The 12,997-nt window shown below is 38.7% G+C and carries 11 protein-coding genes; 7 read left to right on the top strand and 4 right to left on the bottom strand.

Annotated features, from left to right (window positions below; genetic code table 11):
- Positions 1-13: 13 nt before the first annotated feature.
- Positions 14-391, bottom strand: coding sequence for a winged helix-turn-helix transcriptional regulator (locus ACINWC141_RS16845; protein WP_009393033.1), 378 nt, complete (start codon positions 389-391; stop codon positions 14-16).
- Positions 392-490: 99 nt separating this feature from the next.
- On the opposite strand from ACINWC141_RS16845, the gene ACINWC141_RS16840 reads away from it, so the two are divergent.
- Positions 491-1,501, top strand: coding sequence for a zinc-binding alcohol dehydrogenase family protein (locus ACINWC141_RS16840; protein ID WP_009393193.1), 1,011 nt, complete (start codon positions 491-493; stop codon positions 1,499-1,501).
- A gap of 55 nt (positions 1,502-1,556) precedes the next feature.
- On the opposite strand, the gene ACINWC141_RS16835 is transcribed toward ACINWC141_RS16840, so the two are convergent.
- Positions 1,557-1,802 (bottom strand): SlyX family protein, encoded by a 246-nt coding sequence (locus ACINWC141_RS16835; RefSeq protein ID WP_009392991.1) that lies wholly within the window; start codon positions 1,800-1,802, stop codon positions 1,557-1,559.
- 32 nt (positions 1,803-1,834) lie between these two features.
- Between ACINWC141_RS16835 and abc-f the strand changes: the two genes are divergently transcribed.
- The 4 genes from abc-f (at position 1,835) to ACINWC141_RS16815 (ending at position 6,985) form a co-directional block, all read left to right on the top strand.
- Positions 1,835-3,745, top strand: a complete 1,911-nt coding sequence (gene abc-f / locus ACINWC141_RS16830) for a ribosomal protection-like ABC-F family protein (protein WP_009392978.1) — start codon at positions 1,835-1,837, stop codon at positions 3,743-3,745.
- Between the two features lie 223 nt (positions 3,746-3,968).
- The gene (locus tag ACINWC141_RS16825) at positions 3,969-4,601 is read left to right on the top strand and encodes a LysE family translocator (protein WP_004794830.1); all 633 of its coding nucleotides are present in this window, start codon (positions 3,969-3,971) and stop codon (positions 4,599-4,601) included.
- Positions 4,602-4,717: 116 nt separating this feature from the next.
- Positions 4,718-5,653 carry an LpxL/LpxP family acyltransferase gene (locus tag ACINWC141_RS16820; protein WP_009393052.1) on the top strand — a complete coding sequence of 312 codons (936 nt, stop codon included), beginning with the start codon at positions 4,718-4,720 and terminating at the stop codon, positions 5,651-5,653.
- Between the two features lie 231 nt (positions 5,654-5,884).
- On the top strand, positions 5,885-6,985 hold the full coding sequence (locus tag ACINWC141_RS16815) for a glycosyltransferase family 4 protein (RefSeq protein WP_009393219.1): 1,101 nt from the start codon (positions 5,885-5,887) through the stop codon (positions 6,983-6,985).
- Between the two features lie 58 nt (positions 6,986-7,043).
- Here the strand turns inward: ACINWC141_RS16815 and gltP are convergent, their stop codons facing one another.
- Positions 7,044-8,330 carry a glutamate/aspartate:proton symporter GltP gene (gene gltP, locus ACINWC141_RS16810; protein ID WP_004794835.1) on the bottom strand — a complete coding sequence of 429 codons (1,287 nt, stop codon included), beginning with the start codon at positions 8,328-8,330 and terminating at the stop codon, positions 7,044-7,046.
- A gap of 698 nt (positions 8,331-9,028) precedes the next feature.
- The gene (locus tag ACINWC141_RS16805; RefSeq protein ID WP_009393087.1) at positions 9,029-10,138 is read right to left on the bottom strand and encodes an endonuclease/exonuclease/phosphatase family protein; all 1,110 of its coding nucleotides are present in this window, start codon (positions 10,136-10,138) and stop codon (positions 9,029-9,031) included.
- Positions 10,139-10,325: 187 nt separating this feature from the next.
- On the opposite strand from ACINWC141_RS16805, the gene asd reads away from it, so the two are divergent.
- Complete coding sequence (asd, locus tag ACINWC141_RS16800; RefSeq protein WP_009393070.1) at positions 10,326-11,444, top strand: aspartate-semialdehyde dehydrogenase; 1,119 nt, start codon at positions 10,326-10,328, stop codon at positions 11,442-11,444.
- A gap of 148 nt (positions 11,445-11,592) precedes the next feature.
- Positions 11,593-12,945, top strand: coding sequence for a type IV pilus assembly protein FimV (locus ACINWC141_RS16795; RefSeq protein ID WP_009393269.1), 1,353 nt, complete (start codon positions 11,593-11,595; stop codon positions 12,943-12,945).
- The last annotated feature ends 52 nt before the right edge of the window (positions 12,946-12,997 follow it).

Below are 12,997 nucleotides of genomic sequence, written 5' to 3'. Positions count from 1 at the left end.
AGCTCAAATATATTTAAGAGTTTTGATCATCCTTAACAATTGCTAATTTACCAAATCGGTCAAGATGGGTATCACCCCACAGTTTTAAAGCAAATAGAATCTGCTCAAGACTTTGTCCTAAATCGGTCAGGCAATATTCCACTTTAGGCGGAACCTGAGGATAAACTTCCCGATGAATAATTCCGTCTTGTTCTAACTCACGTAGCTGATTTGTCAACATTCTTTGGGTAATGCTCGGAACACGTTTTCTAATTTCATTAAATCTTAAAGTGCCTTCATTAAATAAATGCCAAAGAATGACGCACTTCCACTTTCCATCAATCAAACTAATGGCCGCCTCCACTGAACAACCCGGAGAGCAATCAAAACTTGAATGTCGTAATTTTGCCATTTTACAGTATCCTTTTTGACACTATGAGCGTTATTTGTCTGTAGTCACTAAATTTAAGCTTACGTTATGATCAAACTCCCAACAAGAGGAATTATTCTTATGAAAGCTGTGGCATATCAAAAAGCAGGTCCCATTACATCGCCAGAGGCACTTGTTGATATTGAACTCGATACGCCAGTTGCACAGGACCATGATCTACTTGTTCGTGTTCAGGCAATTTCTGTGAATCCGGTAGATACTAAAATCCGTAACAACGTAAACCCAGAGAATAATCAATGGAAAACTCTTGGATGGGATGCAGTAGGTGTCGTTGAAGCGATTGGAGATCAAGTTTCACAATTTAAAGTCGGAGATGTAGTCTGGTATGCAGGCGCACTCAATCGCCAAGGCAGTAATAGTGAATTACAGTTGGTTGATGAACGTATTGTGGGTCATAAACCAAAAACTTTAGAAGCAACTGAAGCTGCAGCTCTTCCTTTAACGGCTATCACAGCATGGGAAATGTTATTTGATCGATTACAAGTACCCAAAGTTGCCCCAGAAAATACAACAATATTAGTGATTGGTGGAGCTGGTGGTGTAGGCTCAATCACAATTCAGCTACTCAAACAGTTGACTAATCTGACGATTATTACGACAGCTTCACGAACAGAAACCAAAGAATGGGTTAAGCAACTTGGTGCTGACTATGTATTAGATCATCGTCAACCTTTAACAGGACAAATCAAGCAATTAGGTTTAAACGCACCTTTATATGTGTTCTCGACCACTCAAACAGATCAACATTTATCAGATATCGTAGAGTTGATTGCACCACAAGGTCATTTTGGCTTAATTGATGATCCAGAACAGTTAGATATTAAGCCTTTTAAATCGAAGTCTGTATCGGTGCACTGGGAGTTTATGTTTACACGTTCAATGTTCCAGACTGAAGATATGGAAAAGCAAAGTGAACTATTAAATGAAGTCAGCAAACTGGTTGATGAAGGGAAAATCAAAACTACTGTTTCGCAAGTTTTAAGCCCCATTAATGCTGAAAACTTAAAACGAGTTCATCAGCAAATTGAAAGCGGTACAACAAAAGGGAAAATCGTATTACATCGTTTTTAAGCAAAATTTATCAATATCTCCTAATAAAATGGCAAGTATTGAACTTGCCATTTTATTAATAGTGGGGAGGTTTATTGGTTAATGGGTCAAAAGGTGCAATACCTTCCGATAAATCCGATGATTCCACACGTTGATAAAGAAATTGCATTTGTTTTTTTAAATCAGCTATTTCTTGGGTCTGAATAGCGAGTTGTTGATTTAATTGTTCAACTAAATCATCCAAAAATGTAATTCGCACTTGCAAATCTTCAATGGGTGCGGACAATGACGCTTGATCATCATGATATGGTGGTTTAGTCATTTAAATCCTCATTTGAGATTCTGGAAAACATTATGGCCTATATTACCCTAAGGGATGTCCAACTTGCTTTTGGCGGACCTGCCTTGCTCGATGGCGCGAACTTTAATCTAGAACGTGGCGAACGAGTCTGTTTAATTGGTCGTAATGGTGAAGGTAAGTCTACTTTACTTAAACTGATCGAGGGAAGCCTATTACCAGATTCTGGTGAAGTTTCCATTCAAAATGGTCTAACTGTTTCAATGTTAGCCCAAGACGTACCAATGGACTCTGGCAAAGTAGCCGACATTGTGGCAGATGGTGCAGGAGAAGCTTCCGAAGTACTCAGAGCTTATCATGAAGCGACCGATGCTTGTATGCTAGGTGATATGGAAGCCTGTGATCGTATGGGTAACCTTCAGCATAAGCTAGACCAACTAGACGGTTGGGCACTCGAAAATAAAGTAAATGCTCTTTTAAGTAAAATGGGTCTCGATCCAAATGCCGACTTGGCAGACCTGTCAGGTGGACGTAAACGCCGTGTTTTATTAGCTCGCGCTCTTTTGACACAACCAGATGTATTACTTCTAGACGAACCAACGAACCATTTAGATGTTGAAAGTATTGAATGGCTAGAAAAATTCTTACTCGATCAAAATAATTTAACGCTTCTGTTTATTTCGCATGACCGTTCTTTTGTAGATAGCATTGCAACTCGAATTGTGGAACTCGATCGCGGAATTCTGCGAGGTTATGAGGGCAATTATTCTCGCTATTTAGAGCTAAAAGCTCAGCAAATGGAAGCAGAAGAAAAACAAAATGCTTTATTTGATAAAAAATTAGCTGAAGAAGAAGCTTGGATTCGCCAAGGTATTAAAGCGCGTCGTACCCGTAATGAAGGTCGTGTGCGCGCCTTAAAAGCGTTACGTGAAGAATCGAAAGCACGCCGCTCACAACAAGGCAAAGTGAGTATGGCAACCCAAGATGCAAATCGTTCAGGTAAATTAGTATTTGATATCGAACATTTAAGTGTCGCTTACGATGACAATTTATTGATCAAAGATTTCTCTACCCTTGTCATGCGTGGCGATCGTATTGGCTTGGTAGGTGATAACGGCGTTGGTAAAACGACGTTAATTAAAGCCATTTTAGGTGAAATCGAACATGGCGGTTCAGTTAAAACAGGTACACAGTTAGAAGTGGCCTATTTTGATCAGTTACGTAATGCCTTAGACCTTGAAAAAACGGTAATGGCAAACGTTTCAGAAGGCTCTGACTTTGTTGATGTAAATGGCAACCGTCGTCATATCTATAGTTATCTTCAAGACTTCTTATTTTCACCTGAACGTGCCCGTACTCCGGTAAAAGCCCTTTCTGGTGGTGAAAGAAATCGAATCTTACTGGCTAAATTGCTACTCAAACCGTCGAATCTAATTGTAATGGATGAGCCAACCAATGACTTGGATATGGTGACTCTAGAGCTTCTAGAAGAAATGTTGTCTGATTATAAAGGCACCTTGCTTCTCATTAGCCATGACCGTGCATTTATGGATAACGTAGTAACTTCTACGTGGGTATTTGATGGCAAAGGCAATATTGCAGAATACATCGGTGGCTACCAAGACTATTTGCAGCAACGTCCAGATGACAAAGTAGTAGATCAGAAATCTGATGTAAAAAAAGCTCAGGCAAAAGCTGAAGCGGAAAAAGCTGCGGCCCAAAGTACCGTTAAAAAGGTAAAACTGAGTTATAAAGATCAGCGTGAACTTGAACAATTACCCGCTGAAATTGAAAACTTAGAAAAGGAGCAAGCAGAACTTTCTGAGAAACTTGCAGACGGTTCATGGTTTGTTAAAGATGCTGATGCAGCAACCAAAGCAAGCCAACGTCTTACAGAAATTGACGAGTTATTACTTGAGAAATTGGAACGTTGGGACGTGCTTGAACAAATGAGCAAAGGAAACTAATCCTCTTTCTTAAAAAATATAAAAAGCCTCCTTAAATTAAGGGGGCTTTTTTTATATTGCAAATAAAAGCTTTTTAAAACTCAAAATTTATAAAACACATTTTTATAATGGATTATATCTTCGCTATTCTTAGTATTTTAAAAATAGCCTTGTGCTTGAATATAAGACTTATAGAAATAATTATGTTATATCTAACCGTATAATAATATTGGAGTCTTTTCGCATGCTAGAGCTTTCTCAAATTTTGGCATTTGGACTAATTTGTTTGGCGATGGTACTTACTCCTGGCCCCAATATGATTTACCTTATTTCACGCTCAATTTGCCAAGGGAAAACTGCCGGATTTATCTCTTTAGGTGGCGTAGCTGTAGGCTTTATTTTTTATATGCTTTGCGCATCTTTTGGTATTACAGCGTTAATTGTAGCTGTTCCTTATGCTTACGACACTATTCGTATTGCTGGGGCAATTTATTTACTCTGGCTTGCATGGAAAGCACTCCGTCCAAATGCAGCTCCTATTTTTAATGTAAAAGATTTATCAGTAGATTCCCCTGCTAAACTCTTTTTAATGGGTTTTGCGACCAACTTGCTTAATCCAAAAATTGCTATTATGTATTTATCTTTACTGCCACAGTTTATTCATCCACAACAAGGCAGTATTTTGTGGCAATCAATTCAACTCGGTACGATTCAAATTTTTGTAAGCGTCTCAGTAAATGCGCTTATTGTACTTTCTGCGGGTAGCATTGCCCTTTTTCTACAACAAAAACCGCTTTGGGCAAATATACAACGCTGGCTTATGGGAACTGTACTCGCTGGACTTGCTGTTAAAATTCTTTTAGAAAATCGCCGATAACTCAATCTTCTTATTTCATCCTCTATTAACACTCAATTGAACAGTGTATTACGTCGATAAATTCAGTTCGTGATACACTTTTGCCAGTTTTAACTTTTTGAAATCTTAATATCGTTATGAGCCCAAAGCAGCCTTATACGCCCGGTGAATTTCAATGGTCCTTTTTATTGCCTAAATATTGGGGTGTTTGGATTGCTATTGTCTTTTTAATGCTTTTGGCTATTTTACCTTGGGCCATACAATGGCGTCTGGCACATAGCGTCGCTCATCTGGCTTGGAAATATCTAAAATCACGCCGTAAAACGACTATTCGTAATTTAGAAGTCTGCTTTCCTGAATGGTCTCCCGATAAAGTTCAACAACAAGCTCAACAAGTTTTCGTCGATATGATGCTTGGGGTGTTTGAAACCTTAAATGCATGGTACAGCCCACGCTGGTTTAAAAACCGAGTCACGATTGAAGGCTTAGAACACATTACCAATGCCCAAGCTCAAGGCAAAGGTGTTTTATTACTGGGGACACATAGTACGCTTCTTGATGCAGGTGGTTACGTATGCGCTCAATATTTCGAACCAGATGTTGTGTACCGCCCTCAAAATAACCCATTGCTCGATATGCTGATTTATCGTTGCCGTGGCACGATTTATAAAGCACAAATCGATCATGATGATATGCGTGGTTTAATTCGTCATCTTAAAGATGGCGATGCAATTTGGTACAGCCCCGATCAAGATTTTGGACTCAAACAAGGTGTTATGGCACCGTTTTTTGGTGTACCTGCAGCCACAGTAACAGCACACCGCCGCTTATTAAAAATATCAAAAGCAGTCGCCGTGCCTTTATATTTCTACCGCCATGGAGATATTAAAAATCCGAAATATCATGTTCTGATTGAACCTGCGGTCGATAATATGCCAAGTGAAGACGAAGTTGATGATGCAACTCGTGTTAATAAAATTATCGAAAATCAACTCCGCATTGCACCAACTCAATATATGTGGTTCCACCGTCGCTTTAAAACACGTCCTGAGGGGTATGACGAGATTTACTGAAACCTTCAATAATTAGGCACTATAGTTATAAACATCTAAATAAACTCCAGTATGTACTATCGTGCGAAGGCGACATGGATGTCGCCTGTTGGACTATGACATCATGGATGTGTCGTTAGTCCAACAAATGGTTTTGTTACTTTTGCCAAAACAAAAGTAAGGTGTAAACTCCACTTAATGAATGAACAAACCACAAGACCCCGCTTTGCTACAACCTACAGGCAAAAAATAATGAAAGTGATGCAACTTCTTCCAGAACTCAACAGCGGTGGCGTAGAACGCGGCACACTCGAAATTGCACGTGCACTTGTTGCACAAGGCCACCAATCTTTAGTTGTTTCAAACGGTGGACGCTTGGTCTCACAACTCGAAGCTGAAGGTTCTACTCACTTAACGCTACCAATTCATAAAAAATCACTTTCAAGCTTGTGGCAAATCCGTCCATTACGTCAGTTAATTGAACAGCATCAACCAGATATTGTTCATGTACGCTCACGTATACCTGCATGGCTGACTCACTTTGCCTTAAGAAAAATACCTGCGAACAAACGCCCTTACCTCATTAGCACAGTGCATGGCTTTTATTCAGTCAATCGTTATAGTGCGATTATGACGCAGGCCGAAAAAGTAATTGCTGTTTCAGACAGTGTGGTTAAATACATCACTGACCATTATAAAAACTGCCCTCCCCAAGATATTGTTCGAATTTATCGTGGAATTGACCCAGCCGCGTTTCCACATAATTATCAGCCATCAGCACAATGGTTTAATCAAGTTTTTAATGACTTTCCTGAACTCGAAAATAAGTTTTTACTTTGCTTACCTGGCCGTATTACACGTTTAAAAGGACATGAAAGTTTAATTGAACTGATGCAAAAACTAGGTGAACAATATCCTCAGCTACATGCTGTGGTGGTTGGTGGTGCCGATGCAAAAAAACAGGCCTATTTAAGCGAGTTGCAAAGCACCATTCAAAGTAAAGGTCTTGCAGATAAAATTACCTTTGTAGGCCATCGCTCAGATATTCGCGAATGGCTCGCTTTTAGCGATATTGTGCTCTCTCTATCCAATCAGGCAGAAACATTTGGTAGAACAGCATTAGAAGCGCTCTCAGTCGGTACTCCAGTCGTTGGCTGGAACCGTGGAGGTGTTGCCGAGATCTTATCTAATGTCTATCCTCAAGGTCTTGTTGAAGTAGGAAATGAAAAGGCTTTACTGGAAACAGTGAGAAAGCATATTGAACAGCCTCAAGTCGTTGCCCCTGTTACCATGTTTAGCTTGAAAGACATGTGTGATCAAACACTGGCCTTATATGAATCTGTACTGAAGTAAGCCTATAAAAAAACCCGCGATTAACGCGGGTTTTTATTACAACAATAAAAAGTCAGCCTTATTTAAGCGATGCTTCATAAGCTGCTGCTTTTTCATAGTCGTATTGTTTTTCCCATTTACTAATCACAAGTACTGCAAGTGCATTACCTACAACGTTCAACGCGGTACGTGCCATATCCATGATACGGTCAACACCAGCAATAAATGCCAAGCCTTCTACAGGAATACCAACACTACCTAATGTTGCTAATAACACAACAAACGATACGCCAGGAACACCTGCAATACCTTTAGAAGTAATCATTAAAGTTACAACTAAAATGACCTGTTGGCTAATTGACATTTCAATACCGTAAAGCTGTGCAATAAAGATTGCCGCGATACTTTGGTAAAGCGTAGAACCATCAAGGTTAAATGAATAACCTGTTGGAATAACAAAACTAGAAATTGCTTTAGGCGCGCCATAAGCTTCCATTTTTTGCATAATACGCGGTAAAACTGTTTCAGAGCTTGCAGTTGAATATGCCAAAATTAATTCATCTTTCAAAATCTTAAACAAAGTAAAGATATTGATGCTGAACATTTTTGCAGTTAAACCAAGTACCACCAAGGCAAAGAACAAGATCGCGCCATATACCAACACGACTAACTTGCCTAAAGGGATAAGCGAAGCGAAACCGAAGTTTGCCACAGTTACTGCAATCAAACCAAACACACCCACTGGCGCATATTTCATGATGATGTGCGTTACACGGAACATAGTTTCCGATACAGCATGAAATACGTTTAATAATGGATCTTTAGTTGTTGCTGGTAATGAAGACAAACCAATACCAAATAACACAGCAAAGAAAATCACAGGTAACATTTCGCCATGCGCCATTGAACTAATAATGTTCGTTGGAATAAGCGATAATATTGTCTGCATGATGCCATGAGACTGTGACTGAACTTCTTCAGTTGTATGCTTATATTGAGAAATATCAGTTTGAACCAGTTGAGACATATCAATGCCTGAACCTGGATGGAAGATATTCGCTGCAACCAAGCCAACCAAAATAGCAATAGTGGTAATAATTTCAAAATAGAGAATGGTTTTAAAACCAAGTCGCCCTAAACTTTTCGTACTGCCAACACCTGCAATACCTAAAATTAAGGTAGAGAAAACGATTGGAATAACAATCATTTTAATCAGGCTAATGAAAATCTTACCAAGTGGCGTAAGAACATTAGTTACAATACTGTCTTTGATTTCAGGCTGATTATGTAAAACAGCCCCGACAACTATCCCTAGGATTAAAGCAATTAAAATTTGCCAAGCAAGGCTAAATTTAAAATTCTTCATAAGACAATCCTTATGCACCGCAAAGTATCAAATATGAGAGGGAGAAGACCACTAACTAAGAGTGAAACCTCAATATGTACAGTAATTTCCAAACAGAAATTTAAATGTACAAACAAATCACAACTCGCCGATCCGGCGAGATAAACAACAATGCCTGTTGACGATCCAACATGTCAACGATCGGCACATTCTATTGAGATTTATTAATTAAACAAGTCCAATTTATATCTAAATAGATCAACGACTATATTTATTCACCAATAATCTATAAAAACAAAAACTTATCAGAAAAATTTTTTGTATCTTTTTTCATTGGAAATTGCTCAGATTTATATAAAAACGCATAAGTGTTTACCTAATATTAAATAGATTTTAATATTAAGATTAGCTTAAAAATATTTCTTTTATTTACAATAAATTAATTAAGATGTATAAAAATATTAACCCGAGTTCTGCGTCCTGCAAAACTCGGGTAAATGAGGTTGTGCTTTCAGGTTGATCGTTATTCTTATTGTTTCCATTCCAGCATCTTATCCATGATGCTATTCCATATCAGCTTTATGTATCCTTACGTGGGATCGTCCATTCCCGTTTCCGTGTGCCGATGAATGTAGAATAAGGTTTTTATCACCCTCTGCCTATTCGCCCTAGACTCAAATCTTTGTACGATATTGCTTACATCAATTTTTATATTTTTTTTATTTATAAGGCTGCGCAATTTTATCAGTCACAATTTTTTCTTCTTTTTCAGCTTTCGCAATTCCTTCTTGTATGGCGCTTTGAGCCTCTTCTTCATCGCTTTGGGTTTGTTCCAATTCTTCTTGAAGATGTTCAAATATACGTCCAGACTGCAAAACAACATATACTGGAAAATGATCAGATCCAATATGTGGCAACCGTTTCATTTTAACCAAACCAAAATCGGTACTATGAAAAATGTGGTCTAAAGACCAACGCAGCAATGGATAATCTGCATGAAAAGTATTAATAAAGTGTCGACCAACCCGTGGATCAAGTAACCCGCTAATCCTTTGAAATAAACGCGTAGTACGTGACCATGCTACATCGTTTAAATCCCCCATCACAATACAGCTTTCATCTAGATCTTTAATTTGATCACCCACAATTAAAAGTTCTGCATCCCGTAAAGTCGAATCTTTCGCCTCAGTTGGGCTCGGTGGCTTAGGATGCAAACAATAGAGTTGAACTGGCATACCAGATCGTAAAGTCACAGTGGTATGAATAGAGGGAATTTCGTCACTTAAAATAAATTTAACTTCAGTGTCCGATAAAGGTAAGCGGCTATATAAATGCATGCCGTATAAATTATCTAAAGGCACTGGAACGCGATAAGGATAATCCTGTTCAATTTCTTTTAAAGCGTTTTCCCACGTCTTATCACTTTCCAGTGTGAGCAATAAATCCGGTTTTAATGTCCTGATCTGCTCAAGAAGTAAATGATATTTATCATTAGGAGTTAGAACATTCGATACAATTAATGAAATTTGCTTTTGTGGATCTAATTGAGATGATTTTACCTGCTTAACCTGTTTTTTCCAGAACAAGGTATAAGGCAAAACCATTTTAAGCTGATAGGCGATGGCAGCAATAAGCACAGCAAGCAATATTTCACGCCATGCATTCCATTCACTGGGCCAAAACAACATACCAATAAAGGCTAATAAACCAATAAATAGAATCTGTAAACGTGGGAAGTCGGCACCGCGAAACCACCACTCATCACGAGGAATAAGTGACCAGAAACTTAACCAAATCACCAGACCAGCTAAAACTTCGATATAAATCATTGAATTTTCTCTTTTAAGATGATTTGATTTTTAAAGTTTTTGTCATCTTTATCAATTTTGTATGTAACATAAACAAGATATTCTACTCAATAAACATGGTGTTTTGTTTCTGTAACGCTTGCAGTTGTGGACACTTTTGATACACTCAACTCCCCCTAATAATTTTAACGCACCGAGGCAAAATGACATGAAAGTAGGTCTGGTCGGTTGGCGCGGGATGGTCGGTTCCGTCCTTATGCAACGTATGGTTGAAGAGAATGATTTTGCTCATATTGAGCCATTTTATTTCTCTACCAGTAATGCAGGTGGTGAAGCTCCTTCATTTGGTGGTAAGACTGCCCCAGCACTTATGGAAGCTACAGACATTAATAGTCTGAAGCAAATGGATGTCATTATTACCTGTCAAGGTGGTGACTATACGTCTGAAGTTTTCCCACAGTTAAAAGCAACTGGTTGGAATGGCTACTGGATTGATGCAGCCTCTACTTTACGTATGTCAGATGATGCAATCATCGTTCTTGACCCAGTAAACCTTAACGTCATCAAAGACGGTTTGGTGAACGGCACCAAAACTTTCGTAGGCGGCAACTGTACTGTATCGCTTATGTTGATGGGTGTAGGTTCACTTTTCCAAAACAATTTGGTGGAGTGGATGACTGCTATGACTTATCAAGCAGCATCAGGCGCTGGCGCACAAAACATGCGTGAGCTAATTACTGGTATGGGCTACTTATATAACAATACCAAAACATTGTTAGATGATCCTAAATCTGCAATTTTGGATATTGACCGTCAAGTTGCCGAGCTACAACGTGGAGAAGGTTTCCCATCTGCTAACTTTGGCGTGCCATTAGCTGGATCGTTGATTCCGTACATTGATAAGCAACTTGAAAACGGTCAGTCAAAAGAAGAATGGAAAGGTCAGGTTGAAACCAACAAGATCTTGGGTAACTCACAAATTGTTCCTATCGATGGCCACTGTGTCCGTATTGGTGCAATGCGTTGTCACTCTCAAGCTTTGACGATCAAGTTGAAAAAAGATGTGCCACTTGATGAAATCGAAGATATGATTCGTACTTCAAACCAATGGGCGAAAGTTGTACCAAACACTCGTGAAGCGTCTATGACTGACCTTACACCTGTTGCTGTAACTGGGACATTAACTGTACCTGTTGGCCGTTTGCGTAAACTTAACATGGGTAAAGAATATTTAGGCGCATTCACAGTAGGTGATCAGTTACTTTGGGGTGCTGCTGAACCTTTACGCCGTATGTTACGCATCTTAGTAGAATACAAAAACTCATAATTTGATCTGAATTATTCAGTCAAAATAAAAAGCCGATCACACTAGATCGGCTTTTTCGTAACTGGTTTGTGAAAATTCTACAATTTATTTACATTTCATTATTGTATAATTTTGAACGACTTTACGACTTATTAGGTCATGGATTGAGATGACTGTTTATAACAAATTAAAAATTGCCATTTTCACCATTATGTCTTCGCCTTCTATTTATGCGATTACATTAGACCCTATACAAATTCAGTCCGCTCCCGGAGATTTGTTATATGCAGAAATGAATTTCCAACAAGCTGACCCTAATGCCACTTTACAAGTCAGTTTAGCGACTCCTGAAGATTTAAGTGCTTTGGGTGTAACTCATCAGCCACCGGGAAATCTTAATTTTTACACACGCCAAAATGGTCAAGGTTCTGGGGTTATTGTGATTACCTCGTCTCGCCCTGTTATTGATCCTGAACTCAATATTGTTGTAAAAATCAGTGAAGGTTCTGCAACGCGTTTGCAGCATATCAAAACTGTACTTAAGCCTTCTTCTATAAAAAAGACCGAAAATAACGAAAGTACTTTATCCCCTCAGTTTATTGTCAATGAAAAGGATATTGCTTTAAATCTACCAGAAAGTACCCAATATACTTCATCAACTTCAGCTACAACGATAACAAACTCGAATAGTGAACACAGCCTTAATATTAGCTCTGGGACTGCCCCAGTAATAAATCCAAATTCATCTACCTCAGTTAATGAAAACTCTTCGGTTCAAGCAACTCAACAAATTGCAACAAGCACTACTACTCCTGATCAGACACAAATTAAACCTGCTATCAACAAGTCAGATGCAAATAATCCGCCAAAAACGGCGGTTAAAAATTTAGCAGTACAAAAGAAACCTGTTCCATCCAAAAAGCTCAGTCAAACTGCTGCAAAGAAACAAACCCTGAGCCCGCCTAAGGGACCAGTAACTTCAGGTAAATATGTAGTACAACACAATGAGTCTTTATGGAGCATCGCTAATCGTATTGCAGCGAAAACCAAACAGCCAGTTGCCAAAGTCATGCATGATATCCAACAACAAAACCAGCATGCTTTTATTCAAGGTGATGTAAACCGTTTACGTCAGGGAATCTCTCTAAAACTTACCCATACTCCTGTCGCGAAAACTCAGCAAAATAAATCAAAAACAGAAATAACGCATGCTGCAAAATCACCTTCTGGCCAAGCTAAATACCGCTTGCAACAAGCAGAAATGAGCATCGTGGCTGAAAACAGCCAAAATTCTACGCATGGAAGTGCTAAAAAGAACACACAACAAAGTCAAAACAATACTGAGTTAGCAGTAAAAGTTATGACAAAAAGAGAAAAAACCGTTACATTACAAAGGAATGTAACCAAACTAAATCAAACTTTACGTTTAAAAGACCAACGTATTCAACTTTTGAATGCACGTTTGGCAGAGTTACAACAGCAGTTACAAGCACAGCAACACACTCACAAGCAAAAACATTAAGTTAAAACCAGAGTGAGCACGCTTTATATTGCAAATATTTATTTTTTTAAGG

This window comes from Acinetobacter sp. WC-141 (assembly GCF_000313935.1).
GTDB lineage: Bacteria > Pseudomonadota > Gammaproteobacteria > Pseudomonadales > Moraxellaceae > Acinetobacter.
This window is presented reverse-complemented; position numbering and strand designations above follow the sequence as displayed.